Raw genomic sequence first — 20,047 nt, forward strand, 5'->3', positions numbered from 1 at the left:
ACGCGTTTGTTACATTTTTGTTAAGCCTGAACGGAAGAGTTGTTAGAGTTTAAATTCGATATTCAAATAGCCGAAAGCCGTTGATTTTCCGGAATAAGGATTCCATGAAGTGAAATTGGGAGCGATCTTTAAATATTTGATCGGGGAATACTGAATACCGGCAAGTATTCTCTGGCCGTCGGCATTGCTCCAGTCGTCTTTGGATGTCAGGTTGTCGTATCTTCCGAAGAGGTTGAATTTGGAAGCCAATTTAACGGAGGTATAGATGGAATAACCGGATTGGTCCCGATCTTTCTTAAATTTCGTGTTATACATTTTGTTGAATTCGGCTCCTAAGGAAAAATACTCGTGTTTGTAACCGGCGAAAAGAGCTAAGTTCTGTTGATCTTTGGTCCCTTCGCCTTCGATGTTCTTGTTAGATATGTCATAATATCCCCTGATCGTTAATGATTTGACCGGATTGAGAGTGACTCCCAAGCCATAGCGGTACTTGTTGTCGTTATTCAGTTTCTTGTAACCTTCTCCGTTGATAAAGGTAATGTCGGCCCGGAGCCAGTCGGCAAACTGGTATTTTCCGATAATTCCCATGTCTGCACTGGATCCGAATTTGTACTCGTCCTGGAATGATTTCATAATGTAACGGTATCCCCAGAACTTCTCCTGAACATTGAATTGTTCGAGGCCGATCAGACCGAAATCGAGAGTGAGGTCTCCGGTTTTCCAGCTTAACATCGCGTTTTTTACGTAGGCGACTCTTTCCAGATCTGAACCCGATACTTTAGTCGATCCGATATCGAATACCAATTTTCCGCTTAATTTCGGGGATAGGCTGAATTGGTAGCCGAGATAGGAACGGTCCAATGCGAATCCGGATTCTTTGTTTGCGCGCCCTAAGCCCACATGATAGTTTGCAAAAACGGTAACAATCGGTGAACCCGTAATTTTTAATTTGTTTTCTTTTTTTTCTTCTTGTGCAAAACTGCCGATAGATAAAGCAGTTAAAACGATAATTAATAAAATCCTTTTCATCTTGTCTAATTTTAAGGTTCTTTTTTTCGAAAGCGAAAGTAGACTGAAAAGGTTTCTTGAATATTAACGTTTAGTGACGAAATTATTAAGGATAGTTATTTTCTGAAAAGGGAAAAATTTACACTACCGTATTGCCGATGTTCGAGAAAATGCGGGAAAGAAGAAAAGTCCACCGTTGCGGGGTGTTCTATGACAGCAATGCCGTCGGGGGAAAGTAGGTCGTTATCGAAAATAGCCGCGGGGATCTCTGTGATATTAGGTAGATCATAGGGGGGATCGGCAAAAATGAGTCCGAAATGTTGTTCTTTCAATTTTTTGCAAGCTATAAATGCGTCTGTTTTATATATGGCGATATTTTTGAAACCTAATTGTAGGGCTGTTTTTTTAATGAAAGAGAAGTGATTGTAATTTGCTTCTACAGAAACGATCTTTTCAGCGCCGCGGGAAGCTAATTCGTAGCTGATGCTACCTGTTCCGGAAAATAGGTCTAAGGCACGAATGTTTTCAATATCGATATAGTTGTTGAGCACGTTAAATAAATTCTCTTTAGCGAAGTCCGTGGTCGGTCTGGCCTTAAAGTTTTTATCCGGGAATAGTTGTTTCCCTTTGTGTGTACCGCTTATAATCCGCATCTATGAAAGTTTAACAAGTGAATGAAATAAGAGTTATTGAATTCCTTATCTTGGAGAAGAGTGTTTAAGATCGGCTCCTGCGGATAATAGATATGCGGGATATAACTTTCGAGTACCCCTCTGAATTTTTGATCCTTTACGAGTAAACCTGAAATGGAAAGCTGTACGTTGTCTTTTTCCGCGCCGGATTCTCTAAGTACATTCAGGATAAAGTAAACGATATCTGTCTGGTGCTGGTAATGAAATGAATTGAAGAGCAGCAATCGGGTATCGCGAAACAAAAGGAGGTCGAAATAGCGATCCTGAATGTCGACGAATAGTTGCTCCATCTGACGAATAGTTTTGGTACTCGCCTGTTTTATAAGATTATAGGCACTATTGACTATCTCTATTGCGGGATAATGTTCTCGAAGAAATTGATGAAACTTGTACGGGATACCCTCTACCAAGTAAGCATCGATACGTTCGATATGGTGATATATAAGCTCTTGTTCCGGGTCCGTTTCCTGCTGGATACGGTAGAGTAAACTCAGTTTATCCGTTTGGAAAAAATCGGAAGGGATCAGACTTTTGGCTTTGTTGCAAGGAATGACATAAACCTGTTTGAATTTTAAATTTAGAATGCGGTCGTTGACTATGTAGTTTTCCACTTTTGCCATGACCGCGTCCGAAGAATCGACTTGAAAGGGCTGGTGTGCGAAAACAACCAACTGGTCTTTTTCGTCATGAACGCAAAATGAAAATCCATCCGTTGCGTAACGGATGGATAATATCGATTTTACAGAAGATTCGTAAATATAATTTTTGTCTGTATAATAAACTCCTTGCATGGAATTAAGATTTTACGGATTATTCCCAATTCCCCACGTTATTGTTAGCCTCTTTTACACTTCCTACTTTTAATCCGGGATATTTATGTAATCTGATTCTTTCTCCGTTTTCTTCTAAAACAGCATCTCTGAAATCTTCCATTTTATCGTCAAAAATAGTCATGTTGGAAGTGCTGGCTTCAAAAACAGGAACATCCAAGCCTGCTTCTGTCGGAATGATATCCGCTTTTAGAGAAAATTCATATTTCCTATTGGTAAAGGGAACGTAACGAATGTCGTCGATAGGATAATTTTCTCCGAAGAGCTCCTGTAAGGCGGCTACTCTGATGGTATCACGGATAATAAGGCCTTTTTTTAGGGCCTCTTGTTCGGTTATTCCTGCTTCAAGCTGATCATCTGTCAATTCGCCGATAGCGCGAACGGTCTTTAGGGAATCGTGTTTCACGAAATAAATAAGAGTATCGAAACTACCTGTATATCTACCGTAAAGATTCTTATAAGATTCCTGAGCGGTTCTGATATCTTTCAGACGTTGAATGATTCTACTATATCTTTGGTCTTTTAACTTTTGGAATTCCAAAGGATTGTTTACGCTTTCGTAGCATTTGTATGCTAAAAAAATCGCTACAAGAGCTAAAATGACTTGAATAATAATCTTTTTCATTTTTTTTCGTCAGTATATTATTAATACGTTAAACAAGTTAGTTCTTTCTGTTTATGATGACGTTTTTATCTATCTTTGCATAGTTAAAAACGGCACAACACCTACACGATGAATGCGGTAGTGTCCGCAAATATAAGAAAAAAAAGATTCGTAGCCCATTTTTATACATTGAAATTTTGCTATGATTGCAAAACATTTTGAAAACATTGTATTAGAGAAGTTTGGGTTTGATTTTTCCCCGACTCAACAACAGGCGATGGACTGTTTTCTCTCTTTTTTCTTTTCTCGGGAAGAAGAGAATTTGTTTTTGCTGAAGGGATTTGCCGGTACCGGGAAAACTTCATTGGTTGCCGCAGTCGTAAATACGTTATTGCAGTTGAAGTGTCAGGTGGTTTTGTTGGCCCCGACCGGAAGGGCGGCAAAGGTGTTTTCGAGTTATTCGGGGCAGCCTGCTTTTACGATCCATAAAAAGATTTACCGGCAAAAATCAGCCCAGGAAGGAATCGGGTATTTTAATTTGGGATTTAACCCGAATGCCAATACTCTTTTTTTCGTGGATGAGGCTTCTATGATTTCTACTGCTTCTTCGGATAGTAATTTCGGTTCGGGTTCCTTGTTGGATGATTTGTTCGAATACGTGTATAACGGTCGGAATAATCGCTTGGTATTGATAGGGGATACGGCACAGTTGCCTCCGATCGGTTCGACTGTCAGTCCCGCTTTGGAAGCGGAACTGCTGAGCCGTCAGTACGGGGTGAATGTGTATGAGGCTCGTTTGACCGATATCATGCGGCAATCTGAAGCATCCGGAATATTGTATAACGCGACGCGAGTCCGGGAGATGATAGATGCCGCGGGAAAATCTTTTTTGCTGAAGGTTGACGAATTCCCGGATGTCACTCGAATAAGCGGGGGGAACCTGTTGGAGGAGTTGGATAGCTGTTACGGTCGTTACGGAGTGGATGAGACGATGGTTATTTGCCGTTCCAACAAAAGAGCCAATCGGTTTAACGAAGGAATCAGAGCCAGAATCCTTTATCGTGAAGAAGCTTTTACCGGGGGGGACAAGATCATGATCGTGAAGAATAACTATTTTTGGGGTGCGGAGTACGATCATGTCGATTTTATTGCTAACGGCGATATTGCTACCGTGGAACGAATCGGTAAACACAAAGAGTTGTATGGTTTTCATTTTGCGGAGGCTCGTTTGAGTATTTACGGGTACGAGGAGGAGATTACGGCATGGGTTATGCTGGATACGTTGACTTCGGAACAGCCTGCCTTGAGTTATGAAGAGTATAAACGGTTATACGCGGCGATAGAGGAAGATTATATGAATGATATCCCTTCCAAGCAAAAACGTTTTAAGAAGATTCGTGAAAATGAATTTTTTAATGCCTTGCAAATTAAATTCGCCTATGCGGTGACAGGGCACAAAGCGCAAGGAGGACAATGGGATGCCGTGTTTGTCGATCCGGGGTGGATAACGGACGAATTGCCCGACGACGAGTATTGGCGCTGGCTGTATACGGCTATCACGAGAGCAAGGCAAAAAGTTTTCCTGATCAATTTCAGGGACGATTGGTTCGAGACAAGAGGATAGAATGGAGGTGAATTGAAATCGGAAACAACGGCTTTTTCGGTTACTAAATTTATACTAACAAAATAAGGAGATTGAATGATTCCATTAAATTCAATCTCCTCATCTTTTCGTTGACCATTGTAGCTTGTCAATCGTTCTTCGTCAGCTCTTTTGCGATCTCGTCTATTCTTGCGTTTGCCTGTTGCTGTGCTTTTTCGAAATTGTGAATATCCTTCATCTGTACTTTCGCTTCAAAATAGAACTTGATTTTGGGTTCGGTACCTGAGGGACGGACTGAAATTTTACTGCCGTCGGCTAAGAAGAATTGGAGGACGTCGCTCGTCGTGCTGAAATCCAGGTGTGTTTTTTCCCCGCTACGGAGATCTGTTGCTTCTAAGGTAAGGTAATCTTTTTTTATCACGATATCGCTACCCGCGATTTGTTTCGGGGTATGATGGCGCAACTTTTCCATCATAGCTTTGATCTCTTGAGCTCCGGATAATCCTTTGCGAACGATGTAAATCATTTTTTCCTGTGAGAAACCGTATTTTGCGTAAATCTCTTTCAGGAAAGCGTAGAGAGATAATCCGTTCATTTTCGTCCAGGCGGCGATTTCTGCCATAAGAGAGGTTGCGGAGATGCCGTCTTTATCTCTGGTGAACGAACCCGGCATAAATCCGAAAGACTCTTCTCCGCCTCCGATGAATTTCCCGGCATCTTTTTTACGGATCATATCGGCAATCCATTTGAACCCGGTATATACATCGTAACACTCGATGTCGTTTCTTTCAGCAATTTCTTTGATCAGCTCCGTGCTTACGATCGTTTTAATAGTATATTCTCCTCCTTTCAGAAGCCCTGATTCTTTTTTTCGACGGATGATGTATTCCGTGAAAATAATATTGGTTTGGTTCCCGTTTAACAAGATCCACTCTTCCCGATCATTTTTTACGGCAATACCGATACGGTCTCCGTCCGGGTCGCACGCCATAGCCAGATCGGCATCGACTTTTCTTGCTAAATCAAGAGCCATTTTAAAGGCGGCGGGTTCTTCCGGGTTAGCGGAGGCTACAGTCGGAAAATCTCCGTTCGGGATGCTTTGCTCGGGCACGGAATGGATGTTGGTAAATCCCCAGTTCCGGAGAGATTCCGGTACTAATTTGTAAGTGGTTCCGTGAAGAGGGGTAAAAACGATCTTTAAATCGTGTTCTTTCCGGATGGCTTCCGGTGAAAGACTTAAAGTTTTTACCTTGTCCAGATAAATACGGTCGAAATCTTCGCCGAGTATTTTAATCTTTTCGGTGACTTTATCGAATTTGATATCACCGACCTTTACTTTTTGGACTTCTCGAATCACGTTTTTGTCGTGGGGAGGAACTAATTGGGAGCCGTCGTTCCAGTATGCTTTGTACCCGTTGTACTCTTTGGGGTTGTGAGATGCGGTAATGATGACTCCCCCTTTGCATCCTAACTCGCGTATGGCGAATGATATTTCAGGTGTAGGGCGCAGGTCTTCGAAGAGATAGACGTAAATGCCGTTGGCTGAAAAAATATGGGCGACGGTTTCTGCGAAATAGCGGGAGTTGTGGCGGCAATCGTGTCCGATACATACCGATTTTTCCTCGTTCGGGAAAGCCTGATTGATGTAGTTGGCAAATCCCTGGGTGGCGGCACCGACGGTATATATGTTCATCCGGTTACTTCCGACCCCCATAATTCCTCGCAATCCTCCGGTTCCGAATTCCAAGTCGTTGTAAAACGAATCGATCAGTTCGCCGGGATTTGTATCGTTTAGCATGCGGGAAACTTCGGTGCGGGTCGTTTCGTCGTAGTTTCGGTCCAACCATTTTTCTGCTTTTTCTTTTGCCGTTTTTATGATATCCTTGTTGTTCATATCGTCATTGTTTTTAGTTCAGATAACAAAGTTATGATATTTTGCGTTAATAAAAAAGGCCTTGCATTGCAAGGCCTTTTTTATTCTGTAAGCATGAATTAAAATCTCTTTTCTTTAATTTTTGCTTTCTTACCGGTAAGTTTACGGAAATAGAATATTCTGGACTGTCTTACGGCACCTCTCTTGTTTACCTCAATCTCTTTGATATAAGGAGAGTTCAGAGGGATAATACGTTCAACTCCGACGTTACCGGACATTTTTCTCACGGTAAAAGTTTTCGTGGAACCCGTTCCACTGATTTGGATAACGATTCCTTTGAATACCTGTACACGCTCTTTGTTTCCTTCCACGATTTTATAGTGTACACTGATGGTATCACCTGTGTTGAATGAAGGAATTTCTACTCTGTTTTCATTTGCAAAAGCTTCCTCTGCAATTTTAATTAAATTCATCGTTTTAATTTTATAAAGTTCATTTATCGAACGCAGTATTACGACCAGAGTCTTTTTTGTAAGAGACTACGTACGTTTTTAATTCGAGCTGCAAATGTAAGGAAAAAAATAAACTCTGCAAATAATTCGAGGTTTATCCTTCGTAAAACAATTCAAGCTCCGATTTATAATTTTATTCAATCACTTCCAGTTTGTTTCCGGTCTGTTTGATCAACATGCGCAAGAACCAGTCCGGAAGAGGTTTGTTTTCCACTTTGGGATTTTTTTCTCCCGGAACGGCTGTTTTAATGTTACCATCCATGTATTTGCAGAACAGATAACCGTAGAATTTTCTCCATTGGTCGACTAAATTGTTTCCCGTGTTGCAAGAGAAGTCCGTCAGGAATTGGACTGCTGTCGCTTTGTCTTTGGCCAACATCTCTTTGGCTCCGGCATCGGCGATCTGAACAAAGTTTTGATATTGCGTTTCCAAGCCTTTTTGTTTTTCCCGGATTTCAGGGTGAATCAGGTCGTAGCGTGTGTAGGCAAAATTGCTGACCTGACTGAATACCCAGAAGGCTGCTTCGTTCGTGAACTCCATCATGCTCCCGTTTCCTACGGCGTAGGCTTCCGGAACGGCTGTAGAAGAGGAGTACATCGGGAAATAAACGGTATTGGCCGCATCGTCCACGGCAAACCAGAGTATGCCTCCGATTTCGTCCGGTAACCAGCTACGGCTTTGGGTTACGAAAGTGAATCCGGTTTGTTGAGTAGCTGTCGTTCTCTCGTGTACATACTCTTTTCCGTCTACTTTCCACTGCATGGGACGCCATCTGTAAGGACACCCGTAAGGACCGGCACCCAAATCTTTGCTCATATCCAATTCCGTGCCTTCCAAATGGTCACGCATGAAATCCATGGCATCCAGAACGTCTAATTTGCGATTGGGCTTAATCCATAACGGCATGCGGTTGGTTGCGTAACCTTTGGAGTCTTTCATGATGTTTCTTCCGGTCGCGTAGTCCCAGTATTGGGCCATGTCCGAGCTTACGGCATTGAAGAAGGCCCATACCCGGATTTCACAGAAACGGGCGGCACCGAAATCTACCGGAGCGTAACTGTCGGAAAAGCTGAAATCGGAATTTTTAGCATCTTTGGGGTAAAATCCTTTTTCTTTGGCAAAAGAGATTACGTCTTTTGAATAGACCGTAGTTACTTCCGGATTATAAATCTTATTCATTTTATCGGAAGAGATGGATGTTTTCCCTTCTAACGGGAAGGTGGTAATACGAGCTTGATTTGCATGAGCGGATACGTATCCGTCCGGAACCATTCGGGCTACCCAAACGGCACCTTTTTCTCCTTCTCCTTTGCCGATAATCTCTAAAATCCAGACTTCATTGGGATCGCTGATAGAGATGGATTCTCCGGAACTGGCCCAACCGTATCGGGTGAAAAGGTCGGTCATAACCACGATAGCTTCGCGTGCGGTTTTGGCTCGTTGGAGAGTCAGATAGATGGCACTCCCGTAATCGATGATAGCTCCGCTTTGGGTCTCTAACTCTTTACGTCCTCCGAAAGTCGTTTCGGAGATGGCCAACTGGTGTTCGTTCATGTTACCTACGACATTATAAGTATGGGCTACCTGGGGAATTTTTCCTAAAAATTTACCGGTATCCCACTCGTAAACGTCCACCATGCTACCGGCTGGCCAATCTTGAGCGGGCCAATGGTAGAGCTCTCCGTACAATACGTGTGAGTCGGCGGAATAAGTGATCATGGTTGAACCGTCTTTGGTAGCTCCTTTCGTGAATAGAAAGTTCGTACAAGCCATAGTGTATGACGTGCAACATAAAAATGCTAACGTGACAAGTAGGTGAATTTTTCTCATATTCGTTTTATTTATTTTGTGAAAGAATTAACGGATCCGATCGTAAGATTTTAAAAGCTTTATATCTTTTACGATGCCTCGTATGGCCATGTATGTGAAAATGATGCATACGACAGGAAGAATAAAGCTGAATTTATACAATACCGTTGCATCAGCTCCGAATTGCCGGATGTGGTACCACATCAGAATGCCGGCCCCGATCAACAGAATGATCTCTACGATGCAAAGCCTTAATTGTAAAAAGCGTTTTTTATACAGAAAGATCGTAATCAAAGGCAATAAAATGGTGAACAGGCTTAAAATGAACAAAGCCCAATAATAACTTACGAAGGAAGTTTCTGCGCTTTTTTCTACTATACCGTATGCGAAAAAGTCGTAATTCGTATCGTTGGGAACCACGACCCGGGCGATGGGAACACATAGGGGCAATGCCATCAAAATGCCTATTACAAACAGGTATACGGATTGAATTCTTTGTATCATATCAAATAGCTGATTAATATTAACGTGTCAGTTTATCTAAAGTGTAGTTTACTAATTTTTCCATGTAAGGTTTATAATCGGGAGAGGCGTCGCCGGTGGCCCGGTTGGCAATGATCAGGCAGATGGTGGCCGCATGGTGTCCCATGAGGGCAGACAGGCCGGCAATAGCAGCGCTCTCCATCTCGTAATTTACGATTTTATGGCCGTTGTAACGAAAACGGGCGATTCGGTCGTTTATTCCCGGCATTTGCAGCGGCAAGCGGAGTACGCGTCCCTGGGGACCGTAAAATCCGTTGGCCGTCAGTGTTACGCCCTTTACGGTTGTGCCTTCCGAGTGTAATTTGTTGACCATCTCCGGAGATGAGCTTACGGCATACGGGCGGGCGGCTTGCGGGGTCCATTGGCATTGATTGATGAATGCATCTTCGAATGCCGCATCGCATATTTTTTCGTTATCCTGATAAAAACGCAGAACCCCGTCAATGCCCACGCTCATTTCCGAGATAACGAAGGCGTGTACGGGAACATCTGCCTGTACGGAACCGGAAGTGCCGATCCGTACTATATTCAATGCTTTTTTCTCCGGTTTGATTTGTTTGGTATCCAGATCTATGTTGGCTAAAGCGTCCAATTCGTTCACTACAATATCAATATTGTCCGTACCGATTCCCGTCGAAATAACGGATAAGCGTTTTTGACGGTAGGTCCCGGTAATCGTGTGAAATTCCCGATTACCGCGTGTCAGTTCGATCGAGTCAAAACGGGAAGCGATCATCTCTACCCGAGAAGGATCGCCGACAAGTACCACGTTATCCGCTAAATCTTCAGCGTGCAAGTGAAGATGGAAAATCGTTCCGTCTTCGTTCGTGATGAGTTCCGATGATTTTATTGCATTCATAACCTTATTTTTGAGCTACCAAAAATAGTGATATTCATACTACAAACCAATAGAGACGTTGCAAAAAGCAAAATATCCGGTATAAATCTTTGTTTTTCCTTGATGTACATGTTGAAAAATGACCCGCGGGAATGACGATATATGCTATTGTTTTATTCTCAAGTAAAATTTTATAAAAAAAGCGAATACTCTGTTCCCCATAAAAACGACTTTTTGTGTTATATAAAAAAGGATAAAACGATCATATGCTGAAAATAAAATTAGAAGGAATGTGATAATTTGAATAGCAGATGTTTATGGTTGAATCTGAAAGACGTGATTGTTTATTTCAAACTGTTGTTTTCTTTGTTTCCTGTATTTTAGTATACCGGATGGAACTATATCTGGAGAACACTCTGATTTTCTTTTTTTTAACGTGTGTGGTGGTTCTGGGATTGACCTCTGTTTTGATGCGGGAAAGAAAATTTGCCGTGACGGGAATGGATAAAATCGTACTCATTTATGTTATATGGAAATTGTTTCGTTACTTTCACGGGTTGTTTCCGGTGGATTGGTTCGATGTTTCAGTGACGGTTATTTTATATCTTTTTTATCTCTTTGCAAGAAATACAAGGGGATTTTCGATCGGAATGTCCTTGTTCATTTCCGGTATTCTGATTACCTGTTGGGGTTTTATGCAGGTAATGGGTATTTTACCCTCCGGTCATCTTTTCTTTCGGTTCACGGGATGTTTCTCCAACCCGGGAATAACCGGAGGATATTTGGCTCTTGCTATTTTAGGAGGAATTTTTCAATTCGGTAGAATTGCGGGAGCCAAGGGTAAATGGTGGATATTGTCGGGCATCTTTTTGTTATTTGCGGGTCTCCTATTTTCCCGGTCACGGGCGGCATGGATCGCTTTGGGATCGGGTTGGGGGTGGTTCGTCTTGTCGGATGGGGAATACAGGGAGGCTTGTAACCGTTTCGTTCGAAACAATCCGGTAAAAACTGCCTGGGGAATTGTACTTGGTTTAACCGGACTTTTCCTGCTCTATATCGTTCGTACCGATTCGGTTTCTGCGCGATGGCTTATTTGGAGCGTGTCGTTCGATATTTTTCAGACTTCTCCTTGGATCGGGCATGGGGTACATTCTTTTCAGGCTTTGTATATGCCGTTTCAGGCGGAATGGTTTAAACTTCATGAAGGTTCCGGTTGGGAGATGATCGCCGGTAATAATCGATACGCTTTTAACGAGTACGTGAAAATAGCTTGTGAAACGGGGATAATCGGCTTGTCATTGTTTCTCATTCCGATGGTTTTGTTATTGAGGAAAACGGTAAATGCAACCGTTTCGGTTCGTTTTGCCGGAAGTGTCCTTTTAACATTTGTCGTGTTCTGTTTGTTCAGTTACCCTTTTTCGATTCTCTTGTTCCGCTTGATCTTGGTCGTGACAGTAGCTTTTATCGTGAATGAGGCTGGATATGAAAGGAGGGAGATGGTGTTGCCGGATTTGTTGCGTTGCGGAATGTTATTGTTTTGTGGTGTTATGCTGTTTGTCGTTGTCTGGGGTACCGGTGTGAGACGGGAAGCGGAAAGCGCATTAAAAGATATACAATCGGGAACAGGGGTGTTTCCCTCTTTTGCATCATCTTCCGAAGCGTTCTGGCTGCAATCTTCTCCCGATTTTGTATTGGCTTACGCTTATCTTCTTTACCATAAAGGAGACGGGGACGAATCTTTGTTTTTTCTCGAGCGGGCTTTCAGGGTATGTCCCTCTTCCGAGATTACCCGAGATCTGGGCCATATCTACCGAAAGGGAAAAAGATACGAGGATGCGGAGGAATTGCTATGTCTGGCAACACATATGACCCCGGCTTATGTTTTACCTCGTTATGAACTGTTCTTGCTTTACCGGGAAATGTGTCGGAATGAGGAAGCCGTAGCGATGGCTCGAAAGATCCTGACGATGCCCGTGAAAGTGGTCAACACGACGGTATTGAGAGTAAGAAAAGAAATAAAATATTTTTTATTGTATGAAACATCGTCTGTCAATAAAGAACGTAGGGTTCCGGAATAAATTCTGGACGATAGCGTTTCTTTCGTGTTCAATCGCCTGCTCGGACTCATTGCCTCCTTTGGAGTACGCTTTGCAGAGAAGTGGGGAGAATCGTCCGGAGTGGGAAAAGGTGTTAAAACATTATTCCGTTCTGGCTACCGATAGTCTGAAATACAAGGCGGCTTGTTTTTTAATAGAGAACATGCCGGGACATTTTTGGTACGAGAGCGACGAGTTGAGTAAGACGGAAAAATACATTGATTCCGTTTATAGGGACACGAGCGATTTGATAAAGATTTTGTTTCGGGAAACTCTTATGGGACGGGGTGATTTAGCCCGTTCTTTCACAAAGCGGGAAGATATAAAATCATTAAATAGTGATTTCCTGATTTCGCATATCGATTATGTTTTTCGGGAGCGGGAACGGCGACCCTGGTTAAAGGAGTTGACTACCGGACAGTTTTTCGAACACGTTTTGCCTTATCGGGTCGGACGGGAAGTTCCTCGTTTACGGTCAATGGAAAGGGATACTATTTTCATGCGGGAAATGGCGGCTCTATTGGTGTATGATAATAGCAGATATTATCCTTATCAACTATATCGACGATGGATTCTACCAGTTCGTTTAAAATGGTATATGGATTTGTCGGTCGGGGATAGTAGGGTGAGGGTAAATACGCAGGCGTGTGCTTTGCAGGCTTTGACTAATCGTTGGCAATGTTGGTTGCGTATGTTGCCTCTTGTGACGGATTTACTCCCGGCGTATCCGGATAAAAACGGAAGACATTGTTGGACGAGTGTGGTCGACAATCGATACCCGGGCAGGGGCGAACCGGAAACGGGACCGGTACGTACCGGAAAGATTTATCGGGAGACGTTTGCCCGAAATCGAATTCCTCTTTTTACGGGTAGGGAGTATATCCCTCCCTTCTTTCGTAACCCTTTCTACGAAGATGTGACGTCATTGTATACGACCGTGGCCGACGTGAACCTTTGCCCGGAGGTATCCGGAAAGGAAAGATATCTCTATCTGGCTGTTTTTAACGATCTGAGCTGGAAACCGGTGGCATGGGGGGAACGGCAAAGCGGGAAGGTTTGTTTTAAGGATATGGGAATCGGCGTTATTTATTTGCCTGTCGTTTACCCGGACGGAGAGCCGACAGCCGTTGGATATCCTTTTTTTCTGCTTGCTGACGGGCGGCCTTGTTTTTTAAATCCGGATACGATTCGAAAATCGGCTATCCGACTGTACCGGAAATATCCTTCCGATGCCGACCATTCGCTTATCAATCGTGATTTTATACAATGTCTTTTGGAAGCTTCCGATGATATCTCTTTTCAACGAAAGGAGGTGGTTGGAAAGATCGAGGCGATCGATCATTTGCAGGAAGCCCGTATTCTGGTCGAAACGGACCGGGCTTACCGCTATTGGCGGATCGTTCATCCTGCTTATTACGTGGAGATAGCCGAATGCAGGCTTCATGATAAAGCCGGGAGACGTTTATACCCTGTTGTCTCCCCGGGAGAACCGGCCGAGATGATCTTCGACGATCGGGCTCTGACCTATAATGTCCCGGCCAGATCGGTCGCCTGGGATATGGGGAAGTCGGTCGCTTTATCTTCCGTCTGGTGCTTGTTGCGCAATGATGGGAACAACGTGTGGTCGGGCCATTGGTACGAGTTGTTTTATCATTCCGGAAAACGATGGGTATCCCTGGGAGTACAACGGGCTGAAAAGGATTGGTTGGAGTTCGGGAAAGTTCCTTCCGGCGCTTTGCTTTGGTTAAGGGATTTGACGGAAGGAAAAGAAGAAAGAGTATTCACTTGCCGGGACGGGGAGATCCGTTTTTGGTAAATCATAACACGCGAAAGGAGGTGTAAGATCAGAGAATGGAAGATGACAAAAGCCAATAGGGGGTAATTAGATAAAAAGTTATTAACCCGATTAACCAGTAAACTTTATGAAGAAAAAGTTTTGTTTTTTAGTAGGACTTGTTCTTTTGTTTTTAATTTATTATTCTTGTACGGATGATGAAATTTATGTGCGGGACGATCGTTTTTCCATACAGTTCAGCATCGATGATGCAAAAGCGTTCTTTGAAATGAATGCCGCGGATTTGTCCCCGCTTCGGACGTTCTCGGGAGAAGTTCCCTTGGCTCGAAGTGCAAGTCCGCCGGTCACGGAGATGATCCCCGAGTGGGATAACGCTTTGGTTTCCGGTCACGAGGGTGTTACGTTAATCGAGATCCCCTTGCGAACCTTCTCTACCGCGATAGTGAGAGAACAGGTACACGTGGAGGGAAAGCCCGCGGTGTGTAAGAATACCCGTGTGACTCGACGCTTGGTGATCGCCAAGCAGGCCGCAGGTACGGTAGATATGTTCGTGGTGACGATCGTACCCGATGTGTTCTCGGATTGCAAGGGAAATGATTTCCGTTACCTCGGGGGAGGGAATTTCACGGGGAAGGTGTTTTGTTCCACGCTGGAAGGGCAGTTCGTGAAGGCCTTTGGTTACCGGGACGGAAATCTTAGCGGCCGGGTGGCTGTGGTCCCGACGGGGGTGTTGACGGAAGAGGATCGTTCCGGTTTGTCGGATTTTTTTTCCCTCTCTTTCGGTGAATTGGAAGGTCCTCAGGCTCGAAGCTATTCTTTCGGTGAGGGGTTTGGCGATGGAGGTACCACCCCGGGAGGAGGTGGGAATAACTGGCTTCCGGAAGTCACGGTGACGGTTTGTCCCTATTGCCATACCCGGGACGGATGTTGGTGTCCCCGCTGTTTTTATTGCGGCAAGATTGAGCCCAAGTGTTCCTGTCGGCGATGTCTCCGGTGTCAAAAAAAGACGCAAGAGTGTACCTGTTACCAGTATCCCCCTCCCGGTGGTGGCGGAGGAGGAAACGTGGGAGGGGGAGGGGGAACTCCTCCTGGAGGAAATACTCCTCCCGCATCCAAAATTGCTCGTGTAGAATTGGAAAAGTCAGTAAAAATAGCAGTAGATTCTATGCTAAAGAAGATGGGAGAAGCTGCTGCTGCTTGTAATTACGGCGTTCAGGTTGTTTTTAACAGGCATTTCAATACGCGTGAACTGAATAATAAGCGAGCGAATGATATGGTAGATCATTGGGAAGCTCATCCTGAAAAATGGGAGTCGGTAGAAATGTCACAAGCCCAGCAATTGGCTAATGATGGCTATTTTGTCGTCGCGGGATGGAAATCTGCACCGGGAAAGAGCGGACATGTTGTTGTTATTGTTCCGGGAGAAATGAAGTATTCTGGTAAATGGGAATGTAATGTCCCAATGTCAATGGATACTGGTGCAAAAATGAGAGTTGTATCACAGCCTCTTAGCCGTAGTTTTGGTTGTAAAATAAAAGATAGTGTTAAATATTTTAGATACAGATAGTATGAAAAATGCAGGATTGTTTATTTTGTTATTCATTGGAATTTTGTTCAATGTAAATGCACAAGAAAGAGAGTCAATTTTTTCTTTTGAAGGAGGTGAAATTATAGAGAAAGGAAGATTTCTTGATTCATTATATATAGGTAGAAATTTAGATAATATTACTTATAAATTGGTTGGCAACGTTTTTGTGTCAAATCGAGAACAAGAATTGAGGGTGATTTTAGGATCTTATTTCGAGGGGGAATTAGAAGATTTTAATGAGATTATGTTACGAACGGATAATGATACTATTCCTATATTGAAAATAAAACAGATTGACGGGTGGGTAAAAATACCGAAAGAATTTCGGACGTATGCAACAAATGACTTTTTCATTCCAATATACGTGAATAATACGACTGTAGCTCTTGTGTTTTTTGGCTGCGTTTATAATAGTGAACCACCCTTGTTAACCATTGTGATTATTCATAATGGAAAAGCTAAGATGGTGTTTAATAAACCATTTATTGTTAAAGAAATAAGAGAGATAGAGGGTAAAACCTATTTTTTGTTGTATGATCGTTTTTTTGAATATGTTAGCGGAGACGAGCCGGTAAATGAAGCCGTGATGTATGGAATCTGGAATGAAAATGGTGTTTTATATTTTGGAGGACCGTACGGAACGACAAAACAATAAAATGGAATACCGTTGATGTGAATATCGTGTGGGGACGGTTATTGTGGTTGACTTTAATTTATAAGAACCGTCCCTGTAAATCATAAAATTTTAAATGATGAAAATAAATAAATTATTAATTATATTTATTTTGATTGTTTTGGGAATTACAAACCTTAACGCTCAAACTCTTTATATTTCAGGAAGTACGGTTGAGAGTAAAGATGTTACTTATTCTTGTATTTTTGTTAATAATAGAACGTTGATAAAAATATTTAATATCAATTATCGTGATTCTACTTGGCTAAGTTATTATAATGATCGGCGGATGGTTGATGAAGATGACGATTTTGTCTATCGATTAGGGCATGATAGATCTGACCTTTATAAAGCTTGTAGAGAGATGTTTACCTCTTCGGAGTTGGATATTTAAGGAAGAATAATCGTTTTGTTTTTATGCGAGTGGTAGCGGATAGTAATGGTAGCACGACGGAAATCTACTTTACAATTCATCGAGAAGATAGTTTGTTAGGAAATCTTGATCCGGATCGCCTCTACTTGTTGGAACAGAAATTTAAAAAGATTTTGAAACTTGAAGCAACTCCGAAAGTTCGTTCTATTCAAAATAACAAATATGTCGCATCAATTGAATTTTCAGAAGTTCCTTGACTCTTAGAGGTTACCCGGGTGTACTGGGTAACCTTGTTCAAAGGTTAAAATAATGAAACCACAAAATTGATTAATCATTTTTATTTTGTTTGAATAGAGTAACCTAATACGCATGAGCTGAATAATAAGCGAGCGAATGATATGGTAGATCATTGGGAAGCTCATCCTGAAAAATGGGAGTCGATAGAAATGTCACAAGCCCAGCAATTGGCTAATGATGGCTATTTTGTCGTCGCGGGGTGGAAATCTGCACCGGGAAAGAGCGGACATGTTGTTGTCGTTGTTCCGGGATCGGAACAAGCTGGATGGGATACAAGGGTTCCTGTTTGTATGGATACAGGGAGTAATAAGAAAACTACATCTCAAAAATTGAGTGCAAGTTTTGGAAAAAGTAAAAAAAGTGGTGTGAAATTTTTTAAATATAAATAGTTGTGAAAAAAATAATATGTTTGATCGTTTTTGTTTATAGTGGTGTGTACTCTTTAATAGGACAGACAAGCGAACCGATAGTTCGGATAGCGGGAGATTCTATCGTGACTAATGCTAAATTTCTTAATCCGCTTTTTTGGGATTATCAAAATGCATCCTTTTCTTTATATAAAAGTTTTGATGTTCCTATTGGAAATGATACCTATCAAGTTAATTTATCCGATTATGATGTGGCGAGAGGAGATGGAGGATTTTTTAGAATTATCGATATTATTAAAGATAATAAAATCATACTCCGTGTACCTCAATCTGATGGTTGGGATTCTCTCTGCACGAAGGAGATGCAAGATGATGTTTCAAATAAATATTTTATGACGATACATTTATCCGCAACTTCAGTGGCTCTGGTATTTGTCGGTTATTTTTACAATAGCGAACCACCTTTATTAACCATTGTGATTATTCATAATGGAAAGGCTAAGATGGTATTTAATAAACCATTTATTGTTAAAGAAATAAGAGAGATAGAGGGTAAAACCTATTTCTTGTTGTACGATCGTTTTTTTGAATATGTTAGCGGAGACGAGCCGGTAAATGAAGCCGTGATGTATGGAATCTGGAATGAAAATGGTGTTTTATATTTTGGAGGACCGTACGGAACGACAAAACAATAAAATGGAATACCGTTGATGTGAATATCGTGTGGGGACGGTTTTTTAATCGTAAAATCACCCACAGTGACGGTTCTTGTGGGATAAAATCGCTCAAGAGAACCGTCCTCGCGGGTGATTTGGTGATATAAAAAAACTACCCGGAACTTCCGGGTAGTTTTTATGTGTGATCTATTGTTTAAATAGAAAAGTTATTTTGCGTAGTTGATGGCCCGGGTTTCTCGGATGACGGTGACTTTTACCTGTCCGGGATAGGTCATCTCGTCCTGGATGCGTTTGGCGATATCGTAAGAGATCTTTTCTGCTTCCGTGTCTGAAATTTTTTCGCTACCCACGACTACCCGAAGTTCGCGTCCGGCCTGGATGGCATAGGTCTTAACAACTCCGTTGTAGGAGAGAGCCAAGTCTTCCATCTCTTTCAAGCGTTTGATATAGGATTCCACCACTTCTCGTCTGGCCCCCGGACGCGCACCTGAAATAGCATCGCAGGCTTGTACAATCGGTGCGATAAGGGTAGTCATCTCTACCTCTTCGTGGTGAGCGCCGATGGCATTGCAAATATCCGGTTTTTCCTTGTATTTTTCCGCTAATCGCATTCCCAATATAGCATGCGGCAGTTCCGGTTCATCGTCGGGTACCTTACCGATATCGTGCAGGAGTCCGGCCCGTTTGGCTTTCTTCACGTTGAGTCCCAGTTCTGCAGCCATGATCGCGCATAGATTGGCTGTTTCACGGGCATGTTGCAATAAGTTCTGTCCGTAAGAAGAACGGTATTTCATCTTACCTACCAAACGGATCAATTCCGGATGTAAGCCGTGAATACCCAAATCTATGGTGGTACGTTTTCCGGTTTCTATGATCTCCTCTTCGATCTGTTTTTTTACTTTGTTAACGACCTCTTCGATGCGTGCCGGGTGAATGCGTCCGTCCGTTACCAATTGGTGAAGGGAGAGACGTGCGATTTCGCGGCGTACCGGATCAAAACCGGATAATACGATGGCTTCCGGAGTATCGTCCACGATGATTTCTACTCCCGTAGCAGCTTCCAATGCCCGAATGTTCCGGCCCTCGCGACCGATGATCCGTCCTTTTATTTCGTCCGAGTCGATGTGGAAGATGGAAACTGCATTTTCCGTTGCCGTTTCTGTCGCGACCCGTTGAATGGTTTTGATGACTACTTTTTTAGCCTCCATATTGGCTGTCATTTTAGCCTCTTCCATGATTTCATTCACGTAAGAGATCGCTTCCGTTTCAGCTTCCTCTTTCAGGGAGTTGATTAATTTTTCTTTGGCCTGATCGGCAGACATTCCGGATATGGCTTCGAGCTGCTCTATCTGTTGTTTCTTTAATTTTTCTAACTCGGCATGTTTCTTTTCCCACAGCTCTTTTTGTCCTTCGAGAGTCTCCTGTTGGGTTTCGGCCTCTTTGATTTTCCGTTGACACTCCTCTATCTTACGGGCTAATTCGGCATCCCGTTGTTTGAGTTTGTTCTCGGCAAGTAAAATTTTGCTGTTTCTGGCGTTGACTTGCTTTTCGTGTTCCGCTTTTATTTGTAAAAATTTTTCTTTGGCTTGAAGGATTTTATCCTTTTTGATCACTTCCGCTTCCGCTTCTGCTTCTTTGATGATATTCTTGCTTCTGTATTTAAGGGTCATGTTGATCAGTAAATATCCGATCGCCAATCCGACCAACAAAGCAATAACACCCGTAACTATTGTTGTTATCATATTTCGATAATTAGATTTGATGTTAATTATATATTGATTGGTTTTCTATTTTCATAATAAAAAACCCGCACTATTTCTCTTTAAAAAAACCCCTGTTAGACACGGGTAGAGCTGCCGTCAGATTC

At 42.6% G+C, this 20,047-nt stretch carries 19 protein-coding genes; 9 read left to right on the top strand and 10 right to left on the bottom strand.

Annotation, left to right across the window (positions count from 1 at the left end; genetic code table 11):
• Positions 1–42: 42 nt before the first annotated feature.
• The 4 genes from NVS78_RS05025 to NVS78_RS05040 all read right to left on the bottom strand — a co-directional run bounded on the left by NVS78_RS05025 (position 43) and on the right by NVS78_RS05040 (position 3,155).
• Entirely contained in the window at positions 43–1,029 is a 987-nt protein-coding gene (locus NVS78_RS05025) for a hypothetical protein (RefSeq protein WP_286358183.1), read from the bottom strand.
• 95 nt (positions 1,030–1,124) lie between these two features.
• Positions 1,125–1,661 (bottom strand): RsmD family RNA methyltransferase, encoded by a 537-nt coding sequence (locus NVS78_RS05030; protein WP_286358184.1) that lies wholly within the window; start codon positions 1,659–1,661, stop codon positions 1,125–1,127.
• Positions 1,649–2,491: a DUF3822 family protein gene (locus NVS78_RS05035; protein ID WP_286358185.1), complete on the bottom strand. Its 843-nt coding sequence runs from the start codon at positions 2,489–2,491 to the stop codon at positions 1,649–1,651. The genes NVS78_RS05030 and NVS78_RS05035 overlap by 13 nt, the downstream gene beginning before the upstream one ends.
• Before the next feature lie 19 nt (positions 2,492–2,510).
• The gene (locus NVS78_RS05040) at positions 2,511–3,155 is read right to left on the bottom strand and encodes a hypothetical protein (RefSeq protein ID WP_286358186.1); all 645 of its coding nucleotides are present in this window, start codon (positions 3,153–3,155) and stop codon (positions 2,511–2,513) included.
• 181 nt (positions 3,156–3,336) lie between these two features.
• Between NVS78_RS05040 and NVS78_RS05045 the strand changes: the two genes are divergently transcribed.
• On the top strand, positions 3,337–4,758 hold the full coding sequence (locus NVS78_RS05045; RefSeq protein WP_286358187.1) for an ATP-dependent DNA helicase: 1,422 nt from the start codon (positions 3,337–3,339) through the stop codon (positions 4,756–4,758).
• Positions 4,759–4,885: 127 nt separating this feature from the next.
• Here the strand turns inward: NVS78_RS05045 and NVS78_RS05050 are convergent, their stop codons facing one another.
• The 5 genes from NVS78_RS05050 to NVS78_RS05070 all read right to left on the bottom strand — a co-directional run bounded on the left by NVS78_RS05050 (position 4,886) and on the right by NVS78_RS05070 (position 10,334).
• Positions 4,886–6,631 carry a phospho-sugar mutase gene (locus NVS78_RS05050; protein ID WP_286358188.1) on the bottom strand — a complete coding sequence of 582 codons (1,746 nt, stop codon included), beginning with the start codon at positions 6,629–6,631 and terminating at the stop codon, positions 4,886–4,888.
• A gap of 98 nt (positions 6,632–6,729) precedes the next feature.
• Entirely contained in the window at positions 6,730–7,083 is a 354-nt protein-coding gene (gene rplS / locus NVS78_RS05055) for a 50S ribosomal protein L19 (protein ID WP_286358189.1), read from the bottom strand.
• A gap of 172 nt (positions 7,084–7,255) precedes the next feature.
• Positions 7,256–8,953 carry a dipeptidase gene (locus NVS78_RS05060; protein ID WP_286358190.1) on the bottom strand — a complete coding sequence of 566 codons (1,698 nt, stop codon included), beginning with the start codon at positions 8,951–8,953 and terminating at the stop codon, positions 7,256–7,258.
• A gap of 27 nt (positions 8,954–8,980) precedes the next feature.
• Positions 8,981–9,436, bottom strand: a complete 456-nt coding sequence (locus tag NVS78_RS05065) for a DUF4293 domain-containing protein (RefSeq protein WP_286358191.1) — start codon at positions 9,434–9,436, stop codon at positions 8,981–8,983.
• Between the two features lie 19 nt (positions 9,437–9,455).
• Positions 9,456–10,334, bottom strand: coding sequence for a nucleoside phosphorylase (locus NVS78_RS05070; RefSeq protein ID WP_286358192.1), 879 nt, complete (start codon positions 10,332–10,334; stop codon positions 9,456–9,458).
• A gap of 296 nt (positions 10,335–10,630) precedes the next feature.
• Between NVS78_RS05070 and NVS78_RS05075 the strand changes: the two genes are divergently transcribed.
• The 8 genes from NVS78_RS05075 (at position 10,631) to NVS78_RS05110 (ending at position 18,198) form a co-directional block, all read left to right on the top strand.
• Positions 10,631–12,391 (top strand): O-antigen ligase family protein, encoded by a 1,761-nt coding sequence (locus NVS78_RS05075; protein ID WP_286358193.1) that lies wholly within the window; start codon positions 10,631–10,633, stop codon positions 12,389–12,391.
• Positions 12,348–14,225: a hypothetical protein gene (locus tag NVS78_RS05080; protein WP_286358194.1), complete on the top strand. Its 1,878-nt coding sequence runs from the start codon at positions 12,348–12,350 to the stop codon at positions 14,223–14,225. The genes NVS78_RS05075 and NVS78_RS05080 overlap by 44 nt, the downstream gene beginning before the upstream one ends.
• A 106-nt stretch (positions 14,226–14,331) precedes the next feature.
• Positions 14,332–15,771 carry a hypothetical protein gene (locus tag NVS78_RS05085; protein WP_286358195.1) on the top strand — a complete coding sequence of 480 codons (1,440 nt, stop codon included), beginning with the start codon at positions 14,332–14,334 and terminating at the stop codon, positions 15,769–15,771.
• Position 15,772: 1 nt separating this feature from the next.
• Positions 15,773–16,447, top strand: coding sequence for a hypothetical protein (locus NVS78_RS05090; protein ID WP_286358196.1), 675 nt, complete (start codon positions 15,773–15,775; stop codon positions 16,445–16,447).
• Between the two features lie 97 nt (positions 16,448–16,544).
• A complete protein-coding gene (locus tag NVS78_RS05095) occupies positions 16,545–16,859 on the top strand; it encodes a hypothetical protein (protein ID WP_286358197.1) in 315 nt (104 codons plus the stop codon).
• 23 nt (positions 16,860–16,882) lie between these two features.
• Positions 16,883–17,095, top strand: a complete 213-nt coding sequence (locus NVS78_RS05100; RefSeq protein ID WP_286358198.1) for a hypothetical protein — start codon at positions 16,883–16,885, stop codon at positions 17,093–17,095.
• Positions 17,096–17,236: 141 nt separating this feature from the next.
• Positions 17,237–17,524 (top strand): hypothetical protein, encoded by a 288-nt coding sequence (locus tag NVS78_RS05105; RefSeq protein WP_286358199.1) that lies wholly within the window; start codon positions 17,237–17,239, stop codon positions 17,522–17,524.
• Positions 17,525–17,526: 2 nt separating this feature from the next.
• Positions 17,527–18,198, top strand: coding sequence for a hypothetical protein (locus NVS78_RS05110; protein WP_286358200.1), 672 nt, complete (start codon positions 17,527–17,529; stop codon positions 18,196–18,198).
• A gap of 188 nt (positions 18,199–18,386) precedes the next feature.
• Here NVS78_RS05110 and rny read toward each other — a convergent pair whose 3' ends face one another.
• Positions 18,387–19,922, bottom strand: a complete 1,536-nt coding sequence (rny, locus tag NVS78_RS05115) for a ribonuclease Y (protein ID WP_041504182.1) — start codon at positions 19,920–19,922, stop codon at positions 18,387–18,389.
• Positions 19,923–20,047: the final 125 nt, after the last annotated feature.

It is taken from the genome of Gabonibacter chumensis, assembly GCF_024741215.1.
GTDB lineage: Bacteria > Bacteroidota > Bacteroidia > Bacteroidales > Marinifilaceae > Gabonibacter > Gabonibacter massiliensis.

What these genes read in the sequence shown, in the direction of transcription:
- NVS78_RS05100 (WP_286358198.1), top strand. Translation starts at nt 16,883, where the DNA reads ATGCGAGTGGTAGCGGATAGTAATGGTAGCACGACGGAAATCTACTTT.
- NVS78_RS05050 (WP_286358188.1), bottom strand. Translation starts at nt 6,631, where the DNA reads ATGAACAACAAGGATATCATAAAAACGGCAAAAGAAAAAGCAGAAAAA.
- rplS (WP_286358189.1), bottom strand. Translation starts at nt 7,083, where the DNA reads ATGAATTTAATTAAAATTGCAGAGGAAGCTTTTGCAAATGAAAACAGA.
- NVS78_RS05095 (WP_286358197.1), top strand. Translation starts at nt 16,545, where the DNA reads ATGAAAATAAATAAATTATTAATTATATTTATTTTGATTGTTTTGGGA.
- NVS78_RS05080 (WP_286358194.1), top strand. Translation starts at nt 12,348, where the DNA reads ATGAAACATCGTCTGTCAATAAAGAACGTAGGGTTCCGGAATAAATTC.
- NVS78_RS05030 (WP_286358184.1), bottom strand. Translation starts at nt 1,661, where the DNA reads ATGCGGATTATAAGCGGTACACACAAAGGGAAACAACTATTCCCGGAT.
- NVS78_RS05075 (WP_286358193.1), top strand. Translation starts at nt 10,631, where the DNA reads ATGGTTGAATCTGAAAGACGTGATTGTTTATTTCAAACTGTTGTTTTC.
- NVS78_RS05040 (WP_286358186.1), bottom strand. Translation starts at nt 3,155, where the DNA reads ATGAAAAAGATTATTATTCAAGTCATTTTAGCTCTTGTAGCGATTTTT.
- rny (WP_041504182.1), bottom strand. Translation starts at nt 19,922, where the DNA reads ATGATAACAACAATAGTTACGGGTGTTATTGCTTTGTTGGTCGGATTG.
- NVS78_RS05070 (WP_286358192.1), bottom strand. Translation starts at nt 10,334, where the DNA reads ATGAATGCAATAAAATCATCGGAACTCATCACGAACGAAGACGGAACG.
- NVS78_RS05035 (WP_286358185.1), bottom strand. Translation starts at nt 2,491, where the DNA reads ATGCAAGGAGTTTATTATACAGACAAAAATTATATTTACGAATCTTCT.
- NVS78_RS05060 (WP_286358190.1), bottom strand. Translation starts at nt 8,953, where the DNA reads ATGAGAAAAATTCACCTACTTGTCACGTTAGCATTTTTATGTTGCACG.
- NVS78_RS05045 (WP_286358187.1), top strand. Translation starts at nt 3,337, where the DNA reads ATGATTGCAAAACATTTTGAAAACATTGTATTAGAGAAGTTTGGGTTT.
- NVS78_RS05090 (WP_286358196.1), top strand. Translation starts at nt 15,773, where the DNA reads ATGAAAAATGCAGGATTGTTTATTTTGTTATTCATTGGAATTTTGTTC.
- NVS78_RS05025 (WP_286358183.1), bottom strand. Translation starts at nt 1,029, where the DNA reads ATGAAAAGGATTTTATTAATTATCGTTTTAACTGCTTTATCTATCGGC.
- NVS78_RS05065 (WP_286358191.1), bottom strand. Translation starts at nt 9,436, where the DNA reads ATGATACAAAGAATTCAATCCGTATACCTGTTTGTAATAGGCATTTTG.
- NVS78_RS05105 (WP_286358199.1), top strand. Translation starts at nt 17,237, where the DNA reads ATGGTAGATCATTGGGAAGCTCATCCTGAAAAATGGGAGTCGATAGAA.
- NVS78_RS05085 (WP_286358195.1), top strand. Translation starts at nt 14,332, where the DNA reads ATGAAGAAAAAGTTTTGTTTTTTAGTAGGACTTGTTCTTTTGTTTTTA.